Annotated in this window: 14 protein-coding genes; 1 reads left to right on the top strand and 13 read right to left on the bottom strand. The window is 52.9% G+C overall.

The genetic code is table 11. The features are described from left to right. Positions 1–4 precede the first annotated feature (4 nt). Positions 5–4546 (bottom strand): bacterial Ig-like domain-containing protein, encoded by a 4542-nt coding sequence (locus ACX93W_RS20685; RefSeq protein WP_459394262.1) that lies wholly within the window; start codon positions 4544–4546, stop codon positions 5–7. Positions 4547–4860: 314 nt separating this feature from the next. Between ACX93W_RS20685 and ACX93W_RS20680 the strand changes: the two genes are divergently transcribed. Continuing rightward, a complete protein-coding gene (locus ACX93W_RS20680; RefSeq protein WP_459394261.1) occupies positions 4861–5889 on the top strand; it encodes a pectate lyase family protein in 1029 nt (342 codons plus the stop codon). A gap of 120 nt (positions 5890–6009) precedes the next feature. On the opposite strand, the gene ACX93W_RS20675 is transcribed toward ACX93W_RS20680, so the two are convergent. The 12 genes from ACX93W_RS20675 to ACX93W_RS20620 form a co-directional block, all read right to left on the bottom strand. After that, on the bottom strand, positions 6010–6900 hold the full coding sequence (locus tag ACX93W_RS20675) for an ABC transporter ATP-binding protein (protein ID WP_459394260.1): 891 nt from the start codon (positions 6898–6900) through the stop codon (positions 6010–6012). Positions 6901–6903: 3 nt separating this feature from the next. Next, positions 6904–9783 (bottom strand): ABC transporter permease, encoded by a 2880-nt coding sequence (locus ACX93W_RS20670; RefSeq protein WP_459394259.1) that lies wholly within the window; start codon positions 9781–9783, stop codon positions 6904–6906. 49 nt (positions 9784–9832) lie between these two features. Beyond that, on the bottom strand, positions 9833–10885 hold the full coding sequence (locus ACX93W_RS20665) for an efflux RND transporter periplasmic adaptor subunit (RefSeq protein ID WP_459394258.1): 1053 nt from the start codon (positions 10883–10885) through the stop codon (positions 9833–9835). Next, complete coding sequence (locus ACX93W_RS20660; protein ID WP_459394257.1) at positions 10854–11537, bottom strand: ABC transporter ATP-binding protein; 684 nt, start codon at positions 11535–11537, stop codon at positions 10854–10856. Before ACX93W_RS20660 ends, ACX93W_RS20665 begins: the two co-directional genes overlap by 32 nt. Positions 11538–11654: 117 nt before the next feature. Beyond that, a complete protein-coding gene (locus ACX93W_RS20655; protein ID WP_459394256.1) occupies positions 11655–12716 on the bottom strand; it encodes an efflux RND transporter periplasmic adaptor subunit in 1062 nt (353 codons plus the stop codon). Positions 12717–12918: 202 nt separating this feature from the next. Beyond that, entirely contained in the window at positions 12919–13398 is a 480-nt protein-coding gene (locus tag ACX93W_RS20650) for a GyrI-like domain-containing protein (RefSeq protein ID WP_459394255.1), read from the bottom strand. Between the two features lie 2 nt (positions 13399–13400). Then, positions 13401–14177, bottom strand: a complete 777-nt coding sequence (locus ACX93W_RS20645) for a hypothetical protein (RefSeq protein WP_459394254.1) — start codon at positions 14175–14177, stop codon at positions 13401–13403. Beyond that, the gene (locus ACX93W_RS20640; protein ID WP_459394253.1) at positions 14174–14719 is read right to left on the bottom strand and encodes a sigma-70 family RNA polymerase sigma factor; all 546 of its coding nucleotides are present in this window, start codon (positions 14717–14719) and stop codon (positions 14174–14176) included. Before ACX93W_RS20640 ends, ACX93W_RS20645 begins: the two co-directional genes overlap by 4 nt. Before the next feature lie 356 nt (positions 14720–15075). Next, positions 15076–16014, bottom strand: a complete 939-nt coding sequence (locus ACX93W_RS20635) for a carbohydrate ABC transporter permease (RefSeq protein ID WP_459394252.1) — start codon at positions 16012–16014, stop codon at positions 15076–15078. 17 nt (positions 16015–16031) lie between these two features. Continuing rightward, entirely contained in the window at positions 16032–17006 is a 975-nt protein-coding gene (locus tag ACX93W_RS20630) for an ABC transporter permease (RefSeq protein ID WP_459394251.1), read from the bottom strand. A 96-nt stretch (positions 17007–17102) separates the two neighbouring features. Further along, complete coding sequence (locus ACX93W_RS20625) at positions 17103–18797, bottom strand: type 2 periplasmic-binding domain-containing protein (RefSeq protein WP_459394250.1); 1695 nt, start codon at positions 18795–18797, stop codon at positions 17103–17105. A 113-nt stretch (positions 18798–18910) separates the two neighbouring features. Continuing rightward, complete coding sequence (locus ACX93W_RS20620) at positions 18911–20653, bottom strand: sensor histidine kinase (RefSeq protein WP_459394249.1); 1743 nt, start codon at positions 20651–20653, stop codon at positions 18911–18913. Positions 20654–20664 lie beyond the last annotated feature (11 nt).

The raw sequence follows: 20664 nt of genomic DNA, 5'->3' as shown, positions 1-20664 counted from the left end.
CCGGTTACGGCAGCGGCACAATCCTAAGTGCCCGGTCGATCAAGGTTGCGGCCTCCGCGCGCGAAGCTCCCTGGCGCGGGGCAAGCCGGCCCTGCGGATCGCCCTCTACCAGACCGTTTGCAAAGAGCCATGCAATGTCCCGCTCGGCATATCCGGCAATCGACTGTCGGTCTGCAAACCGAACGAGCTGCTCGATGTTCGCTGCCTCAAACGACTCGACATAACCTGCTGCGCGCAGCGCCCTGCCAAGCATCACCATCATATCCTGTCGGCTGATGATGTCATGAGGGCGGAATCGGCCGTTCTCATCGCCTTGGACAATGCCGTAATCGCGGGCAAGCTGCAAGGCATCATAATAATAGGCTCCGGATTCGCTGTCGCTGAACGGCTCTTTCCTGTCGGGACCTTCTGTCATGCCCGGCCCCAGTGCCCGCATCAGCAGCAGAGTGAAGTCTGCCCGTCGTATTTTTCCGGACGGCTCGAAGCGATCCGGAGCCATCCCCTTGATGATGTCTTGCTCGGTCAACCGCCTAATCGCCTCGTAGGCCCAGTGCCCGGCAGGTACATCCTCGAAAAACGCCCCCCGCACCTCACCATTCGTATCGGTCTCCTCCGCAGGCTCGGTCTCTGCTGCGTCAACCTCCGGCACTTCCGTGACAGGCGGCACATACCCGCCCCAGCCGGGGACGCCCGGCTCTTCCGGCGGCTGCGGTGCCAGGAAACGCAGAAAATCTCCCCATATAATCGTTCCGTCAGCCTCGCGTTCATACGTCGCGACCGGCTCCAGACTGGCGAAGTTGGCTGCCGTCAGAGACACGCCCTCGCTGTTCATAGAGGCCGTTCCGTCGAACAGATAATTAAGCGCCGACGCCAGCTCTGCCGGGTAGACATCCTTTGGCAGGTTTGCCTGCTGGAAGGAGACGAACCCCTCCAGCGTAAAGTCTGTCGGGATGTTTGGATAGGTCGTCAAGCTGAGATTGGCCCGAGCATTGTCAAAGGCGATGTTGTCCTTAAGAATCACGCCCGGATTGCTGTTGCTTGTGAAGCCATAGGCGCCGTTGCCAAATGCCATGCTGCCCGTAATCAGATGCGGGACATGGATGCCTTCGCCGCCAAGCTTGAAGCCGTTTTTGTCCCCCGCGCCAACCGTGCCGTCTGTAAGGAAGCCGTTGCCATAAGCAATGCTGTCCTCGATCAACACAGAACCAATCGCTCCGGTGCCTGCTTTGGTGTACAAATCCCAGCCGTCGTCGATATTATGGTGCGCGATGCAACCGCGGAATACATTCCCCGCGCCCGAGGTCAACTTCGCCGCAAAGCCATCAGCGTTGTTGTCGGACGGATCGCGATTGTCAAAGGAGGTGCTGTTCAGTATCAGGTTATAGGAAGGCCAGTTCGCCGGATCTTGCTCCGTGACATCCGTCCGGCTGATCTGCAACCCCGTATCTCCATTCTCGTAAAAGCGGCTGTTCTCGACAATGTTGTAACTGCCGCCAATCGTGAATCCTTTTGTATTTCCGGCTGATCGGGCGAAGTCAAGCCCTGAGATATGCCAATGATTTCCGCTGAGGACGACACCCTCCGAGCGACGATTGAAATCAATGACCGGACGTGCCCCCGGCTCGGCGATTATCGTCTTGGGCGCGCCTTCGCGGCCATCATTGTACCTGGCGATTTGCAGACTGGAGTTGCGGACATACTGTCCCTCCCGAACGACGATTCGCTGCCCCGGCATGACGAAGGCTACCGCCGTATCCAGATCAAGCGGCCGCTCAATGCTGCCGTCCCCAGACGGCATGCCCTCCGGCGCGACATAAATATCCTCACCGTCCCGGTAGCTCTTCCTCTCCACCAGCAGATTGCGGACGATGCGATCATAATGGGTCAGCCGCTGCGTGTCGTCCGGCAAGAAGCTGACGCTGAAGCTCGATGACAGCTGCTCCGTCAGCACAGCCGGAATCTCCAGTCGCTCGCCGGCAGTCAGCTCCACATCTTCGGCAATCGACTCCACCCCCTGCCTGACCGTCACTACGCCGCCAACATTAGCCCGCAAAATGAGCCGGTAGTCGCTCTCGGACGTCTGCTCCCGCGAAAGAATCTCCAGCTCGGGAACGACTGGCTCCGGCTCGGGCAGCCGTTGCGGCGGATCGGTCGCCGCCGCGCTTACTTGCAGGTCGATACCGCTCACCTCTATCGTCGCCAGCCGCGCCGCGAAAAAGCCGACATACATACTTTCGCCATCCTGCGACAGCAGGATGTCCGGCTCGAAGAAGATCGCTTCTGCGCCGTCATTAAGCTGACCGAGGAAGCCGCTGTTCGTTTTGGCCAGCGTCAAGCGGTACGTCGTTGCCGGATGCGTGTTATCCGGGCCGGGCAGCTGCTCCTGCAACATGATTGCCCTTATTCCCTGACTGCCCGCGCCGTCGGGAGACTCGACACCCGTGCGGATGAACAGTTGCGTGCCATTGGTCAAGCGGGTGCCGCCGCTGTAGCCGCCTACGGCGGCGATGTTGGAGGCAAAGACGCTGCTCGTATTCGGCGCGCCAATGACATCTCTGGCCATGATGCCAAAAGCCTCCTGCCCGTCATGAGGCTGCTTGGCATAAGCATTTACGGTGATATTCGCAGACAGCGTAAAGTTGTCCTCTACGGCATCAAGCGCCGTGTAATAATAAGCGATGCCGTCATGATCGCTCGTAACCTTGCCGCCGCCCTCCAGCGCGATCAGCCGGATCGTGCCATCATCCAACAGCTCAACGCGGTTGTTCGCCGAAGAGCTGGATTGCCCGAACCTGATTGACTGCCACTCCCGCTCCACTGGCGCCCGCACTGTGATTGGCAGCGTAATCGGAGACAACCCGCTCTCCTCCGCAACAATCGTCGCCTCATACAACCCCGGATGCAAGCTGTCCATTGCCGAAGCGTCAACCGTGTAGGCCGCATACGGTTCAAGATCGCCGTTGTCGTAGCGCTTCGACACCTCCAGTCCGCTCGCATCAAACGCTTCTCCAACGAGGTAGGTCGTCTTTGGATAAACTGTCACAGTCAGCCCCTCCAGCGTTCTCTCCTGCACCGTGACGGCAAGCGAGATGAGCTGCCCTTTATGCGAAAAGTCGAGCTGCTTCACGCCAGGCGTATCCGTAGCCAGCGGCGACACCTCATATTCGTCCGCCAGCAGACGTACGCCGCTGCCGTCGCTGTACATCGCGTACAGTACAAGTCCGTCCAGCTGCAGTGTCTCGCCAAGGTAATAACGGGTCTTGAGCGGCTCCTGCCGGATTTCCAGCCGGACGATGTCCGCCGCCTTGACCGTCACGGCGAACGCGGCGCTCACCGTCGGCGCGACGCGCGAGGTCAGCGTTACTGTCGCTTCGCCGGGCTCGTCGAGCCGGGGCAGCTGCCCGCCCTCGACAACAGGTTGCCCGTCTACATTAACGATATAGTCCGCCTCGTTCAGTTCCTCCACCCGCTCGCTGTTATCATAGCTTGCTTCGACGACCAAGCCTTGCAAATCAAGCCGATCTCCTGAATAATAGGTTAGCTTGGCCGGATAATACTTGATCCGCAGCGCCGACATCGCCAGCTCCGTAACCGTAATTTGCAGTACGGCCTTTTGTCCCAAATAGTGGACGGCCAACGTTTGCGCGCCAAGCTGGCTGCTGTCAAAACCGGTAACGAAGAAATCCGCCGCAGTCAGCAATTGCTCGCTCCCGTCCGCAAAGCTGGCCTTCACTTGCAGGCCGTGCAAGTCCAACTCCTCGCCAACGCGGTAGACGGTCTTCATGCCTGAAGCATCCGTCTGCAACCCGTCAACAATGCGGGAATCCACGGTCAGCGCATAGCTCTCGAAAACAATCTCGGCATCACGCGCCACATATAACCCCCCATACACCGGAGCTTGCGACGAACGACTCCAGGCGATGGTCTCGCGTTGTCCGTTCACGCTAAGCTCGATCATCTCGCCCGACTTGCGAAGACGCAATTCATAAGCCTGGCCCTGGCTCGGCGCGGCAGTATTTGCAAAGGCGGGCAGCTTGGTCTGCGTCCCTTGCTGCTTTGAGAAGACCTTTATGACGGTGTCCAGCGCCCCCACGGCAACATAGTCCGACGTCTGCGTCGAGGCATCGCCGTCCTCTCCTACCGACTCGCGCACCATCAAGCCAAATGACTTCTGATTGGGCGTGCTGATTGCGGTCGTCTGATTGAAGCTGCGGACGACAACCCGCGCTTGCAGGTCATAGCTCGCTTCGTGGGGTATTTCCTGAAAATAAAAGGAAAGCCCCTCGTCGCCGGAGGCAATCTTCCCTCCTGTCGCCGACAGAACAAGCGCGTCCGAAGCCTCCACGGCAGGCGCCGGGTTGCGGCTGCTGCTCGTATTGGCGCCAAAGGCGCTGAATTGCCAGGCCGCCGACGCCGACTCTGCGCCGGCGCCCGACTCCGCTTCAAGCTCTGCGACCTCGGCGGCCGCAAGCGGCAATGCAGTCAGGAAAACCAACGACGCCAGCCCCAATTTCAACGCCGATTTCCACCAGGTTTGTCTTCTCAAGGTTTCCATCATCCTTTCCATTAATATAATTTGCAAGCGTTTTCATAATAATTCACTACTGAAGTTACCTCAATAATCATTAGCTCAGGTTCGTTCGGCCTATCGCTTTTACCGACATCGCACATCCCCCCGAAAGGCGATTAGAGCTTGTTCTATTGAAGTGATTATTGGCGTTATCCCCCCCTCATGCTACCTTTTCAGTGTGGAGGGGGGAATGCCCATGCAGCAGCATTGAGGTCGTACACCATGACGCACACCAGGGGAGGATCAAGTTGTAAGCGTTACCAAAATTAATAGGAAAAGGATGTGTATTCATGCGGAAAAGCTTATCTTTTGGGCTGATCATTGCAATGGTATCATCTCTTGTGGCGATTGTTCCTGCCGCGGCCTCTCCGTCGCTTCAAGCGGACGCGGTTATCGCCAACGCCAGCACGCCTGATTTTTCGATGAAGGGCTTTGCCACGTTCGGCGGCGGCACCACCGGCGGCGAAGGCGGCACCACCGTTACGGTCAGCACGGGCAACCAACTTTTGCAAGCACTCTCCAGCAAGCCGGCCGGCACTCCTCTAAAAATTTACGTCAACGGGACGATTACGCCGGCCAACACCAGCGCTACCAAAATCGACATTAAGGACGTTTCCAATGTTTCGATCCTTGGCGTTGGCACAAATGGCGTGTTCCGCGGCATCGGCATCAAGATTTGGCGGGCAAACAATATCATCATCCGCAATGTAAAGATACACGAAGTAGCCATCGGCGACAAAGACGCCATCAGCATCGAAGGACCGTCCAGTAATATTTGGATTGATCATAACGAGTTGCATCACAGCCTTAATGTGGATAAAGATTACTATGATGGATTGTTCGACGTCAAAAAGAATGCCTTCAATATCACCTTTTCATGGAACTATGTGCACGATGCCTGGAAATCAATGCTTATGGGCTCCTCCGACAGCGACAACGCACAACGCAATATCACCTTCCACCACAACTGGTTCAGCAATCTGAATTCCCGCGTTCCCAGCTTCCGCTACGGCGAGGGACATTTGTACAACAATTATTTTGAAAACGTCCTTGAGAGCGGCATCAACTCCCGCATGGGCGCTCGCCTGAGAGTCGAAAACAACGTGTTCGAGAACTCCGTCAACCCGCTTGGCTCCTGGTACAGCAGCGGGATTGGCTTCTGGCACGTCTCGGGCAACCAGTACATCAACAGCAGCGGCAGTATGCCAACGAGCTCGACGGTCAGCTATACGCCGGCTTACAGTTACACGCTGACGCCCACCAATCAGGTGAAACAACTGGTCATGCAATATGCCGGAATTGGCAAGGTTAATCCGTAATTCAAGGATCTCCTCTTGAACACCCGTGCGCTGCCTACAGCGGCGCACGTTTTTTTTGGCAACCCATTTTGGAGTCCGGGCCAACTCTTGTGTCCATATATGCGCTGCCATTCAGTCAATTCATGCCGAGTCCTGATCCGGGGGATACAGGATGATTTTTCCGTCCTCGACCTCCACCCGTACTTTGTTGCTCTGATGAAAGCCCCCATCCTCCAAATAACCAGCGGGTATTTGCAGGCGGCCCGCCTTGTCCAGCACCGCATATTCGATGTGGCTATCCTCTTCTTGCTCAGCGGTATCCCGCTCCGGCCCGCTTTTCTCCGCGCTTCCTGGTCCCTTGCGGAGTATTTCCGCCGATGTTTTTCCGTCGCGGATTTGCACGACGCGATCTACTTTGCGCGCCAGCAACGGATCATGCGTCACAATAACAATCGTAATGCCCGTTGTCCGGTTCAGCTCCCGGAACAGATCCAGCACCTGCTCCGAGGTTCTGGAGTCCAGCGAACCCGTCGGTTCATCAGCAAGCAGAAGACGCGGCCGGTTGGACAGCGCGATGGCAATCGCCACGCGCTGCTGCTCCCCGCCGGAAAGCTCGCTGAGCCGGTTCCGCATTTTGCCGCCCAGCCCAACCGCCTCCAGCAGCTCCTTTGCCCGTTCCCGCCGCCGTTTTCCGTGCAGCAGCATGGGAAGCTCGACATTTTCCATCGCGGTCAAATACGGAATCAGGTTGCGGGCATTATTTTGCCAAACAAAACCAACCAGCTCCCTCTTGTAGGCGACGAGTTCGCGTTCCCGAAAGGTCAGCAAATCCCGTCCGCCTACCTTCAATTTGCCTGCCGAAGGTTTATCCAGGCCGCCAAGCATATTGAGCAAGGTTGATTTGCCGCTTCCGGAATTTCCGATAATGGCCATCAGCTCGCCGTCCTCCACGGTCAAGTCCAGCCCTTGCAACGCCACCACTTCCAGATCCGCCGTCTTATAAATTTTGACAAGCCCTTCGCAATGAATCATGATTTACTCCTCTCCCAGCTTTAACGCCGATGCGATCCGGATGCGTGACAGACGATAACCAAGCAGGAGAAGCCCCACGCCAAGCGTCGAACCAACAATGCCGTATAGCTGAATATAATCGGCGGCCCGGTACACCACCTCGAAAGGCGGCACCTGCTCCGCGGTGGCAAACGACATTTCAAACAGGGGCACAAACCGCTCGCTGACAAGATTGCCGATCAAAACGCCCATCAACACCGCCGCTCCGGAGGTCAATAGCTGCTCCGCCGCCAGCATGCCAAAAAGCTGCGGAAACGGCAGGCCCATCGCCCGCAGCACCCCGTATTGAAGCGTTCTTCCCGACAAGGTCAAAATCCAGAACAGCAAAAAGCCAAAAAAGCAGATCGCCATAGAAATCACAAATCCAAGCGTCATGACGCCGTTAATCGCCATGCGGAACGGGTCGTTTCGTGATTGGCTTAAGTCCTGCTGCGCATCCTGCAGCCCGGTAACGGGCACCTTTCGTTCCGCAAGCTGACTGTAAATATCGCTGCTGGATACGCCCTCCTCCAGCTTCAGCCATACCTCGTAAGGCTCTACGGCCAGGCGGTTCTGAATGGTCGCCAGATGGCCTACGACAAGACGCGGAGCCGCAGCTTTTCCGTCCTCCTGCACGGGACCATCCGGAAGCGGATTCCAGCTTGGCCAATAGTCGATGATTCCATAAACCGTAAAGGCTGTTTGCTCCACGCCGTCCCAAGATATCCGCAGGGGATCACCCGGCTTCAGCTTGGCCTCCTCCGCAATCGAACGGGACACCAGCACAGCCCGAGGGTCCGGCGCCATCACATTCAAATAGCTGTTGATGGGGTGTTCCAGCAAGGAATCTTTCATCCATACCGTGTTGCCAAAATCCAGCGTATGAATGCCCATCAGGGTTGTTCTGCCTGCCTGGCCGCTGCCGGGAGCGCTAAAACGGGCATCCTCTTTCTTGAACACCTTGGCTGCTGCTTCCACCCCCTCCAGCTCCTGGAATGGGGCAAATGGCGGCTCCGTGTATTGCACGCGGCGCGTGGTTGTTGCACTGCTGTCCCCCTGAAGCTGCTGTGGGGCGCCGCCCGACATGACCGGAATCGGGGCATCGCTTTTCCAGCGGGTCGTCAGCGCCATATCCGCCCCCACGCCGTACCTGATTTTGCCCTCCAAATTATCATTGATCGTTCTGGCCGAGCTTGCGCTGAAAATGCCCGTGGCAACCGTCATAATGAGGAAAACCATAATCGTCAGGTATTGCCCGGAGGACCGGCTGACCTGCACCAGCGTTCCGTACATGGATGGCGGCCACCAGCGCTGACCTGCCCGGAACACCAGCCTGATCAGCCACGGATAAAGCCGGAGGGCCAGCAGGCCGCAGCCAAGCGCGAACAAGGCCGGCAGCAGGAATAACATAGGATCAATTTGAAGCGCATCGGAATCAATGGCCAGACGTTTCAAATCCTCCTGCCTTTTGTTGAAGTTGTGCAGCAAATAAAGGGATAGCGCAATCAGCGCTATATCCACTCCCGTTTTATGCCAAAACGACATTCCGGCAAGCCGGGCCGTCGCCTGCTTTCGCGCAACAATGCTGGTTCTCGTGGCTGCAAAAGCCGGAATCAAAATCAGGATGATCGCCGCGCCAACCGCAATGGCGGCTATTTTGTAGGCAATGCCGCTTAGAGCCACTTGAAGGGCCGATCTCTGCACGAATTCGAGAAAACCGCTGGATGCGCCCAGCACCTTCGTAATGGCTACGCCCAGAAAAGGCCCCGCGGCCAATGCGGCTCCACCCAGCAGAAGACTTTCGAATGTATAAGCCGTCATTATTTGCAGGCGGCTTGCGCCCCGGCTGCGAAGCACGGCAATTTCCGTCTTCTGGCGTTCGATAATCAGGTTGGCCGTCATGTACAAATAAAAGGCAAGCATCAGCATGACCGGCGAATAAAGGGAAAGCATCATCAAATCCAGCTTCTCCCGCTTGCCCTCATAAGAGGCAATGGTTTGAATTGCCGGAACATTAACTTCTTCGGCTCCCAATCTCCCCCGGAAATAACGGCGAAGCTCCGTGCTCGCTGTCGTAAACGACTCCATGTTCTCCAGATTCAACCCGCTGTAATCCAGGGCGACGCGCCATTCCAGTTCCGCAATACGGGCTTTTCCGCCCTGCACAAATTCCCGTTCAAACTGCTGGAAGGGCACGATAAAGCCATCCGACGATTCCGTTGTTAAAAAGGGAAGGTACGGGTCGGCCGCAGGATTGGTTTCGATAATGCCCACGGGAATAACTCTAAATACGGAGCCATCCTGCTCTGTCGATTCCGCCACAAGCTCCTCGCCCAATCCCCGTTTTGCGGCAAACAGAAACTTTTGCGTCACCAGCGCCTCAAAAATGCCGTCGCTCCGGTCCACGGGCATTCGGCCTTCGATCAGCGACACCCTGGACTCCATTTCGGACAGCGACTTAAACGCGCCCGCTGTTTTTTGCACCTGTCTCTCCGCTTCTCCGGCGTCAGCGCCGTACACTTTCATTTTTGGCGTGAACCTCTGCCGGTATGAGGACAGTTGATCCAATCCCGCACGGGCGGAGAGTCCCTCGACGTAACGGTCGGCGCGGGCAATCGCTTCCGCCGTATCCTCTACGCTTTTGGTTGAAGAAATCGTTGTTGCCGCCCGGACAAAGCCCGGGTACACGGAACTTTCGCTTTGCAGCCTTTGAAGCTCCTTTTGCAGCGTCCGCTGAAGAATCGCTTCGGAATAAAGCGGCATCGAGCTGAACAGCGCCACGCATATCGTAAGCCCTAACCATAGATTTAATTGCAGCCACTTGTTGCTGGCCATCTTGCGAAGGATCATGGTCCACAAGGCCATACGCACACCTCATTTGTTTTTCGTCCCTGCCGGGCATACCGTAATGGATTTAGTGGTTGACGATCACCATCTGCCCCTCCTCCAGTCCACGGACAATCTCTGCTTCGGTCGCCGTTGTCAAGCCAACCTCGATATCTATCTCCTTGCGCTGGCTGCCGTCGGCGATTTGCACATAGCTGCGCCCCATATAGGAACGCACGGCGGAACGGGGCAGCAGAATAACGTCGGCGCGATTTTGCAGCTCGATGGTCATTTCCGCGCTGTGCCCGATCTGGACATCCTCCGGCTGCTTCTCCATTCCGACGATTAACATGACGGCATTGCGCTCCGCCTGAATTTCATCCGCCGTCAGCGGGGCATTCGCCGGCGTTTGCAGCACCGTACCGCCATAGTCCTTGCCCTTGTATCTCAACTGAACCGGCATGCCGGCTTCCACCATCATCAGATCCTTGGAGCTTCCCGCCGTATAGATCAACTCGATGCGCGCGGGATCGGCAATTGTCATAACCGATTGATGAGCGCTAACAGTATCGCCAGCCTGCAAGGTTTCCGCAAACGTAACGATGCCATCGATGGGAGCGTATAGCCTGGAATGCTCCATGCGGCTCTCCATGGACTCCAGCAGCAGCACCTCCCGCTCAAGCTCGATCTCACGCAGCCGCAAATCCGTAGCGGAGGCGTCAGCCGATTTTGATTGCGTATACAGCAGCCAGCCTTTTTCCACATTCATTTTCTGAAGCCGAAGCTGTAGGTCCAAATCCCCGCTTTCCAGCTCGACAAGCACATCACCCGCTTTGACGCGGTCTCCTACCGCAACATTGACCGACCTCACTCTTCCTCCGGATTCCTTGAATGAAACCTCCTCGGTGGCTGCGGATACAAAACGGGCCGTTCCCTTGAGATACGTCTGGATATTTCCCTTGACCGCCTGCACCAGATTCAGTTCCTCCTCCATCGGCTGAATAAGAGGCGGCTGCATGCTTTCTTCTTCCATCGGAAGAAGGGAGCACCCCGAAAGGACTACACTTGCAACAATCCATATTGCAGCCAGCTTTGCAAAGCTTGGCCGGCTAAACGTCCGCTGGTTGGTTTTGCGTAACAATACGTCCATCCTCCAATGCCACAACATAGTCGGCAAGCTCCATAATGCCGGGATCATGCGTTGTCATCACAATCGTCATGCCGGCTTTCTGCACCAGCTCCCGAAATACTTTCATTACCTGAAAACCCATTCTGCTGTCAAGTTCGGCGGTTGGCTCATCTGCAATCAGCAAAGTCGGTTTGTGCGCGATCGCGCGCGCAATGGCTACGCGCTGCTGCTCCCCGCCGGATAGTTCCATGGGGCGATGCTTCATTCGATCTTTCATGCCAACCTTCTCCAGCGCCTCAATCGCCGCTTCGCGGTTGCCGCCGGAGGGCGTTCCCGCGATACGCAATCCGTATTCCACATTTTCATAAGCGGACATCAGGGGAATCAAGCCAAAGGATTGGAATACAAGTCCCAGCTCTTTTCGCCGCAGCCGGCTTCTCTCTAGGGGCGACAATCCCGTTATTTCTCTATTTTGCAAAAAAACCTGTCCCCCGGTTGGCTCATCCAACGCTCCAAGGATGTTAAGCAGCGTCGTTTTTCCCGATCCCGAACGTCCCTTGAGCGCAACAAGCGTCCCGGTCTTTACAAGCAAATGAATGTCTGCAAGCGCTGTCACGGCTGTTTGGCCTTTGCCGAATACCCGCCGGATGCCAACGGCCTTCAATAGCGTTTCCGAAATGATAACCCCCTCCTCCCCATCGATGCGCGAACAACTGAAGTTTGCTACTGTTCGGGGCCAGCCCCGCCATTGTAAGCTTCAGGTATCAACCAGCTCAGCAGCCTACGGGTTCACAACAACCTGCTGGCCTTCCTCAACGCCCTCGACGATTTCAATGTCCCCGCCGGATACAAGGCCTGTCTCGACATCCCGCACCAGACGTTTTCCTTGCTCCAGAATCTGCACGTAGCTCCCGCTGGCAAGGGAATATACAGCATTGCGCGGTACAATAATGACGTTTTCCCTTTGCTGGAGTGTAATCGCGATGTCCGCGCTGTGACCGACGACAACATCCGGGGGAAGCTGGTCTAAACCAATAACGATCCGGGTTGCATGATAGAGCCTTTTGCGAGGATCGGCCCGCAGCGGCAAAGCGGAGGGTGCCTGTACAACCGTTCCTTCGTAGATCGCTCCCTTGTAGGTCACCTCAACCGGCATGCCCGTCACAATGCCAAGCAATTCAGCGGGCTGCTTAGCGGTGTACACAAGTTGCAGGCTTGAGGGATCGGCCACGGACGCAACGATTTGATAGGGCTGAACCGTGCTGCCGGCTTCCAGCTTTTCAGCAAAGGTGACAATGCCTTCGAAAGGCGCGGTTATTCCGGAATTCAGCAATGTATTCTCCAGCGTGCGCAGCGCCGCCGACTCCCTTTCCAGATCCAACTTCCTCGATAGCAGCGCAACCTCGTCGCCATCCCGGCCAATGGCTTCTTTATAAAGAAGGGTAGCTCTCTCTACATTTAGCTTTTGCAGCTGAATCCTCTCTTCCAACGCTCCCGTGTCCAGCTCCGCCATCGCTTCTCCGCTTTCCACTTTTTTGCCGATTTCGGCATAAAAGGCTTTAACGACCCCGCCCGTATCGCCAAAGGCCAGTTGAGTCACTCGGGCCGGCACAAAGCTTGCGCTGCCGCGCAGCCGGGTTTCGATTGTTCCCCTTGTCGCGGATGAAGTCTCCGCCTTTTCCTCAAGGGGCTGGAATAACGGCGCTGCCAGTTCGGCGGGTTTGCCATTTCCCAAGGCGCAGCCGCCCAGCAGCAGAACCGCCAGGGCAAATACGCCAACCCGCGCCGCAAGTCCCCTCCCCATTGGGACGAACCCCCCGGCTCCTTTTTGTCGATCAACCACCGTGAAGCCTCCTCTGCTTGGCTTGTTGTCTGCTGCGTATTCCTCTGTTCATCGCTATTATAAAATAAGAACACCTTAATCAGCGCCCGTCTGATTATAGGTGTTCACATGTCATTTGCTATGAAATGCCGGCCTGGCATGAATCAAAAACAAAATACGCTTTACAGAAATTCTGCCGCTCCGCAATATGTGCAGCTTTCGATTATGTTTGCTTGCTTATTGGAATGAGTATTTCGACGGGTTCTTCATCTGCTTCCTCATCGATATAAAAGATTTCGACTTGACACGCATCATACCATTTATGCACATATTTATTTTGTTTCATCCATTCAAAAAGCTTATTGTAGCCTTCTCCAATCGTCTTATTTGTACATAACACTTTTACATATTCTGTAGCCGGAAGCACAAAGCCAATCATTCCATCCGGGACAAGATCGATTTCGGTAACCTCGACACAAGCCAAATAGGTAGCAAGAATACCATTACACATTCCCGGACTAAACAACGTTTCATAATCCGCTGCATGTTTTATTTCTTTTCTTCTTTCCCAAAATGCTCTTTGAACATTGATCGCGATTTCCGGCAATGAATCCGGATAATTTCCGGTGACAGACATTCCAACAAGCTTAAACTCCCTGTTAACCACTTCAATTTCAAAGGACGGCTTCAATTGCGCACCCATTCTTAATCATCTCCCGTATTTTTTTTAGTAATGCCAAGCGCCAATTCCATAACCTGTCCCTTGTCGAAGTCGCCGGTTCGGATTTCATACTGTAGCCTTTGACCGTCTGCTTCCTCTATCCACAGAAGCTGACGGTTGAACGCATCACCCAAATAAACAGCCTTATGACCGCCAACGCGGGTTAGCTCCACCTCATGCGAGGAAATATCGGGTACATGAACCCGATTTTTGGTCGTGGTCAGCACATGCTGCTCCCAACGGGCCCCATCATCCTCGCAAACCAGCTTGAAGCCAACCATTTTTCCGCTTGGCGGCAGCGGCCGGACAACCGTTTTTCCGCTTTTTTCCGCCTCCTTGCGCATAGCTGCAATTTCGCTTTCAGCCAGTGAACCAAAGCCATACATCGCATATATTTCCTTAATGACCTCGTTCTGTGGCCGTTTAATGGCATAAGGCTGCATTTCCTTCAGAAGCGCCTCCAGTCCGCCGCTCCAGCGCACAAGACCATAATTCGTCTGATTGCTGACCGTCCGGTCGGGGTTGTCCGCCAGACTATAGATGGCAATCCCTGATCCCGGCGGCAATCCGCCGACGAGCTGGTCGAAGGGATCATCCGGCTTCAGCATAGCTACCGTCACCTTGCCCAGGAAGCCGCCTCCGTCGCTCCAAAGCTCCAGCTCCTTGAATATTTTGTTCTTCAGCTCCCCGGGAGGTTCGATTTCAGCCGCCTGATTACGTAAAGCCGCCAGAATGGTCAAGTCGCGATCTTGATCGATCATTCCACATTCCTCCCTATCGTCGTTCTTAGCTTTCTCAAGGCCAGATTCAATCTCGACTTGACCGTACCCAACGGGATACCGGCAATTTCCGCAATTTCCTCCTGCGACAAATCATTCAGGTAGCGCAAGATAACGACCTGCTTCAGCTTGTAGGACAAGCCCTCAACCTCCGTAATCGCGGCATTGGCCGACAACTTCTCAACAACGGCATTGGAAAAATCAAATTCGACCATAGCGTTCTGAAGCTGCCTTTCCTTGTGCTCCTTGCGTGCCTGCCTCCACTTTTTTCTGCGATAGGACTGGTGCTGGCGGATTGCAATTCCGTACAGCCATGACTGAAGGGAACGGGAAGAATCAAATCGGGGCAGGCTCCTGTACAATTCCACATAAACGTCCTGCACGATATCATCCAAATCCGCCTTGCTTTCGGTTAGGAAATACAACATCCGGTAAACCGAATGGATGGTCTCGTTGTACAGCTCCGAAAACGCTGCATGATCGCCTGCCAGCACTTTATGCACTTTGGCGTTTGGTTCGCTCAACCTGTCACCTCCCGGGGCTGTTCGCATATTCCGCATAGAACAGATTTTGCTGTTTACACCTTATATTGGCCCTGTTCTGCACATTCGTTCGCCAAAAAGGCAAACAGCGCCCCTCCCATCCTGTGGAAAAAGCGCCATTGCTTTAAAAGATTGTTCCCCGCACGGGGTTGTCAGAAAAGTCTGATACGGTGAATCATTATTCAGCAAAACCGTTCCCTCCCGGAAAAGGGTGTCTTGGAAGCTTCAAACCTTTTTGTCCGCTTTTGTTTGATCCTGCCCTCAAGACACCATTTCCCGTCCGTTCCTCTCTGCTGAATATTTATTCGTTCCACTTGAGTTTTCGGAAATCCTCTTCATTACCCCTTAACCCCGCCAACCATCATGCCTTTTACAAAATACTTTTGCAGGAACGGATAAACCATAATAATCGGCACGGAAGCCACAATCGTCATGGTAGCGCGCACGGACAGTGGCGTCACTGAGCTTTGTGTGCCGCCGCTCATACCGCTAATCATGCCGGATATGGAGCCTGCGCTGTTTGTTGTATTGGAATTTTGCAAAATTTTCTGCAGCTCATATTGCAGCGTGCTTAAATCAATATCAGAGGAATTGTACAGGAATACGTCAAACCACTGATTCCATTGATAAACCCCGGAGAAAAGCGCCACCGTCGCAAGCACGGGAGTCGTAAGGGGCAGTACGATGCTGACAAAAGTACGGAATTCCCCTGCTCCATCAATTTTTCCCGATTCCAGAATGCTTTCCGGCAAGCCTTCAATAAAGGAGCGGATAATAATTAGATTAAATACGCCAATCAACCCTGGCCAGATGTAGACCCAGAAGCTTCCGATCAAATCCAGATCGCGCATCAGCAAGTAGGTTGGAATAAGTCCGCCGTTAAAATACATGGTCAATATAAAAGCAATCGTTACAAATTTACGCAATACGTACTCTTGTTTGGTCAGCGTATACGCCACCATCGCCGAGCAAAATACGGTCAATACAGTCCCGATGACGGTCCGCAACACTGAAATGAATGACGCATGAAAAATGGTGGCCTCTCTAAAAATGTAGGCGTAATTATCCAGCGTCCATATGCGGGGAACAAGATAAATCCCGCCTTTGATCGTATCCTGCGCCTGATTGAATGAAACCGCAAGCACATTCAGAAACGGATACAAGGTTACAATCATTAGCACAATCATAAATGCGTAGTTGCAAATATCAAATATTTGGTCGCCCGTCGACTTTTTAATTCGATATCTTTTAGATGCGTTGACGCTGCCTGAAGCCATTTCCCTGCACCCTCCCTCTAGAATAACCTGGATTCGCCCATTCTTTTCGCCAGATTATTGGCGGCAAACAACAGAATAAAGCTGACGATCGTTTTGAACATGCCCGCCGCAATGGAAAGCGAGAAGTTGCTTTGCGCAATGCCGTATTTCAAAACAAATATATCAATGTTCTCGGAATAGTCCACGTTAAGGCCATTGCCAAGCAAATATTGCGGCTCAAATCCCGATTCCATCAAATAGCCGATATTCATGATAAGCAAAACGATAACAACCGCTTTGATCCCTGGAAGGGTAATATAAAACATCTTTTTGAATCTGCCTGCGCCATCTATTTCCGCCGCCTCATATTGGGCTGGGTCGATGGTCGTCATCGCGGCCAAATAAACGATGGTATTCCAGCCAAGATCCTTCCAGATCGAGCTGGCGCCAAAAATAGTCCAGAACTGATGCGGAATGCCTAAAAACAATATTTCATTCCCTTTATCGATAAAACCAAACCAGACCAGCATCTGATTAATAATGCCATCCGGCGATAAGGTTGTCTGAATAATGCTTGCCGCTACGACCCAGGAAATAAAGTGAGGCAAATAACTGATGGTCTGAACAACCCGCTTGAACGCTACCCTGCGAATTTCATTAAGAAGCAGCGCAAGTGTAATTGCCGTAAGAAAGCCAAATACCAGATTGATGCCGCTCATCACAAGGGTGTTGCGCAATACGCGAAGGAATCTTTCGTCGCCAAACAAAAATTTGAAATGTTCAAAGCCAATCCAGGTTTGATCCCAAAAGCCGAGAGCCGGCTTATAATCCTGAAACGCAATGGTCCAGCCCCAAATCGGGACATATTTAAAAATGAAAAGCCAAATCACAAACGGGATCGACATAAACACCAGAACGCGTTGTTGCTTGAGCTTGAGCGCAAACGTTCCTAAGCGCGACGTCTTGCGTTGTGCTCCTGCTGCAACTGCCGCCTGGGCAGTATTGTTCTCCATCTTGCATTCTCCTTCCGATGCCATATCGCGAAATCGCAGCGGAGCCTCGCGGGAGAGCGGATAATTCCGCGCTCCCGGCCTGGCATCCCTTTTTGTTTATTTTGCGTCTTCGACTCTTATCTTAACTTGCTCGGTTGTCCACTTCTCGTAGCCTGCCGTATCAAGCTTGTTGAAGTCCTTCAGGTATTCCTCCCAAAGAGCGTCAAATTTATCCGGCGCGCCCAATACCAATTTTGGATAATGCTTTTTCGTCATCTCATCTTTGCTCGTTTCCCACATTTGCTCAGGAGAATTTTGCTCTTTGGCAAAGCCCCATGCCGGATACCATGGACGATAGACAGGCTCTGCAAACATTTCGCTGTAGGTTTTAGCGCCGTATTTGTCCAGGAACTGCTTATCGCTGTCCGTCAGTCTCATTTGGAATACCTCTGGCTGATAAAGGACAGCCTTGGCGTTGCCGTTAGCCAGCGTGGAGTTGGCATTGTAGCTAGGCCAGTTCCAGCTATATTGTTTGAAGCCGAATTTTTCATTAAAGCTTTCATCGATTGTGGCGATTTGCTCCGCCGTACGGTAGTAACGGCCATTGTCGTCAACTTCGAAGGTTTCTCCTTGAATGCCCCATGAGGTCAATGTTTGATTTTCCTCGGTCAACAGGTTGTCAAAATATTTGATAATGCGAACCGGGTCCTTGGCGCTTACTGTAATGCCAATACCGCGGTTGGTTACAAGGCCGCCTTGCGGATCAATGTAGGCATCAGGCGTTCCCTCGTCAAACGTTACAGGCAGCGGGAAATAGTTGTAGGCGTCCAGAGAAGGATCCTTGCGCGCAGCGTCGCTCAGCACGTTCAGCCCTGTCTGCACCTGCCATCTGTAGTCGAAGAAGCCCAATACTTTATGAGAGGTCAACTTGGCAATATATTGGTCATAGTTGTCGACAAAGGAAGACTTGTCGAACAATCCTTTTGCATTCAGCTCGTTAAGCGTTTTCAACCATTTGTAGGTCGCATCGGTTGCAGCATACGTCTTGGCTTCATTGCTGTTCAGGTCAACCATTACGTTGCCTTCGTTTGGATAACCCATCAAATGCATTGGCGGGTTGGAGGTTGCGAAAAATCTCCAGTCATGCGTCAGCGATACCATGCCTGTCAAATTTTCATCCTTGTGCTTTTCAGCGTAATTGGTAATCAACTCAATGTATTGATCAAGGGTTTTTACTTTAGGGAAACCTGCCTCTTCCAGAACGCGCCGCTGAATCCAGAATGCCGCTCCTGGCTCGGGGTCCGGAACATAATCGCCGACTTGAACGGCAATCGGAAGAATGAACAGCTTGCCGTCTTTGTCTCTCATTTGATCCAGATAAGGACCGTAGACCCGTTTAATATTTGGACCATGTTCATCAATTAATTTATCCAGTTCAATGAAAGCGCCTGCATTTAAAACCTCTTCCATCGCGGCGTCCGGAATCAAAACTTCAGGATATTTGCCGGATGCAATCATTGTGCCGATTTTGGTATTGAGATCGCCTACCAGAAACTCAAGCTTGAAGTTTACTCCGGTTTGGTCTTCAAGCAATTTGCCGATTGTAGTTTCATTGGTGTTGATGTCCTTGGTGCCGGCAACGCCGTTGTAAATGGTGTAGGTTACTTTCTCTTGTGTTGTCGATGTCGGTGTGCCTGAGCCGTTGTTGGTCGATCCTGTGGCCGGTTTGTTCGTATTGCCGGAACAAGCGGCGACAAGCGATACCAGCAGAGCAGCCGTCAGACCGAGAAGCAAACGTTTTTTCATTTTCATTGCTCTTTTAACCCCTCTCTCGAACTAAGTTGGTCGTGCAACTCCAGTATAGAATTGATTGCCCCGCTTGATTACCGCCCAAATTATTGATTCTGTTTTATAAATTATAGGTCTCATTGTTCAAACGGTATCGACAATCGCACAAAGGTTCCATGCCCTGGACTGCTTTGTATATCAAAGGCGAAGCCGTCCCCGTAGATAAGCTTGCTGCGATATACGACGTTTTGAATTCCGATTCTCTCCCCCATGATTTCATCCGAAATCAGGTAATGCCGCAGCTCCGCAACCTTTTCATCCGCCATGCCAATCCCGTTGTCCCTGATTTCAAAGATCAGCGCTCCATGATCTTCCTCTATCGAAATATCAATTCTCCCGCCTTGCTTCATCGGTTCTATGCCATGAATGCATGCATTTTCTACAAAGGGTAAAAAAATCATTTTGGGAAGCAGGCAGCGCTGCGCCTCCGGGGATACGTCGATGTTGTAATCCAGCTTGTCCTCAAAGCGGTATTTCTGAATATCCAGGAAACAGCGAATGAAGACCAACTCCTCATCAACGGTAATTCTGTCCTTGCTCCAGGTTAACGAGCTGCGGAAAATTTTGGCCATGCTGTGGATAATATGAGCCGTTTCCTCCTCTTGCTTCAGCAAACTCCGCATACGGATGGTCTCCAGCGCGTTAAAGAGAAAATGAGGGTTTACCTGGCTTTGCAATGCGTTAAGCTGAGCCTGGCGCCTCTCCAATTCCAGCGATTTCTTCTGGATGTCAGCCATATAAACATCCTGAATCAGCGACTTGATTTGTTGGGTCATTCGGTTGAACTCCAGCGTCAGCTGCCCGATTTCATCACGCGAGTCGGAGTCCTGAATGATTTCAAAGTTTTGGCTTTTTACTTTTTTCATATGCTTTAATATTCTGATAATTCGTCTGTTAATGGATCGGGACATTAGCAATATAATCAGAGTTGGCACCGTCAGCATGAGGCCTGCGGACCAAAGAATAAAATCGCGCGATTCCCATACCTCGCTAGCAATTTCTGCTCTATCCACCATGGCGACGATCTTCCAGCCGCGCAAATAACGAATATCATCAAAAACGCTCTCAAATTGAATTTGCTGCGAGGACTCGATAGCGTCGAATCGGATTCGCTGGCTGCCGTCATGGCCCGGTTCACGGCTAATTCCATATTGGAGAAAACCTTCGGGATCAACGAGGTAAATATCGCCCGGCACATTCAGATTGCCTAATATTTCATCCAGGTCCCTTGTTTTCAAATCAATTTTGAGCAGCTTTTCCTTGTTCATCCGGTCGGGAAAATAATCCAGCCTGCGCAGCAGCGAAAAGTCGCTTTCATCCCCGTTTCCTTCGGCTATACGAATAAAAAGCGGACCGGAGCGTGATTGTCCGATTGCCGCCTGATACCAGTGCTTAGCGCGTATCTCATTGGATAAGTAGCCGATATTGCCGGAATGCAGCAATGTCTTGTTATCCGAATAAATCGTAATGTTTTTGAAGGAAACCGAACCGGGATTGTAGCTGTTCAAAAGCTGCCTCAAATAATTATCGTACGTCTCTACATATTCCTCCGGGTAAGCATATTCGCGCTCTAAAATTTCATTGGTGCGAAAATCAGCATAAAAGAAGGACGACAGGTTGACCGCATCGTCAATCCACAATCGAAAATCGTTGCCAACCTGCTCTACGGCCCTTGAAATATCCAGTATTCTCTGCTCTCGTACATTCGTTGTAATAATGTTGAAGAAAATAACATTCATCAGCAAAATCGGCACAAACACGCAAAAGAAATAATTCGCCAGCATTTTGTCTCGCAAATTCATATTTTTTAACCAGCTCATGTGTCTTCCTC

This window comes from Paenibacillus sp. CAU 1782, from assembly GCF_054551715.1.
Note: the sequence above shows the minus strand (reverse complement) of the source record. Positions and strands in the feature narration are given on the sequence as shown.

What these genes read in the sequence shown, in the direction of transcription:
- ACX93W_RS20680 (WP_459394261.1), top strand. Translation starts at nt 4,861, where the DNA reads ATGCGGAAAAGCTTATCTTTTGGGCTGATCATTGCAATGGTATCATCT.
- ACX93W_RS20675 (WP_459394260.1), bottom strand. Translation starts at nt 6,900, where the DNA reads ATGATTCATTGCGAAGGGCTTGTCAAAATTTATAAGACGGCGGATCTG.
- ACX93W_RS20670 (WP_459394259.1), bottom strand. Translation starts at nt 9,783, where the DNA reads ATGGCCTTGTGGACCATGATCCTTCGCAAGATGGCCAGCAACAAGTGG.
- ACX93W_RS20650 (WP_459394255.1), bottom strand. Translation starts at nt 13,398, where the DNA reads ATGGGTGCGCAATTGAAGCCGTCCTTTGAAATTGAAGTGGTTAACAGG.
- ACX93W_RS20645 (WP_459394254.1), bottom strand. Translation starts at nt 14,177, where the DNA reads ATGATCGATCAAGATCGCGACTTGACCATTCTGGCGGCTTTACGTAAT.
- ACX93W_RS20635 (WP_459394252.1), bottom strand. Translation starts at nt 16,014, where the DNA reads ATGGCTTCAGGCAGCGTCAACGCATCTAAAAGATATCGAATTAAAAAG.
- ACX93W_RS20630 (WP_459394251.1), bottom strand. Translation starts at nt 17,006, where the DNA reads ATGGAGAACAATACTGCCCAGGCGGCAGTTGCAGCAGGAGCACAACGC.
- ACX93W_RS20625 (WP_459394250.1), bottom strand. Translation starts at nt 18,797, where the DNA reads ATGAAAATGAAAAAACGTTTGCTTCTCGGTCTGACGGCTGCTCTGCTG.
- ACX93W_RS20620 (WP_459394249.1), bottom strand. Translation starts at nt 20,653, where the DNA reads ATGAGCTGGTTAAAAAATATGAATTTGCGAGACAAAATGCTGGCGAAT.